A 384-nucleotide genomic window follows, 5' to 3' on the forward strand; every position below is an offset into this window, starting at 1 on the left:
GGGCATGGTCGGTGGCGATGTCGCAGGCGTGCAGCGCGATCATCACGTCCAGCGGCTGCACGGCCTGGGTGCGCACATCGCCCTGGTCGAAGCGGATGCCGCTCAAGTGCTCACCCTCGATGACGGCATTGCACAACCTGACCATGTCGTCGCGCAGCTCGATGCCGGTGACGCGCGGCGCCAGGCCCTGGGCCTGCAGCCAGTCGTGTACCGCAAAGGTCAGATAGCCCTTGCCCGAGCCGAAGTCGGCCACGCGCACCGGGCCGGTCAAGCCGGCCTCGTCGACCGCGGCCGACAGGATCTCGACGAAGCGGTTGATCTGCTTCCATTTGCGCGCCATCGCCGGCACCAGCGCCGGTTCGCCCTTGACGAGATGCGTGAGGC

Annotated in this window: 1 protein-coding gene; it reads right to left on the bottom strand. The window is 68.2% G+C overall.

The genetic code is table 11. The annotated features are described in order from the left end of the window. Positions 1-384: methyltransferase (locus ACNFOC_RS55890; protein WP_416966509.1), on the bottom strand; the 384-nt coding region annotated here is incomplete at both ends.

This window comes from Streptomyces colwelliae, from assembly GCF_048158785.1.
Lineage (GTDB): Bacteria > Actinomycetota > Actinomycetes > Streptomycetales > Streptomycetaceae > Streptomyces.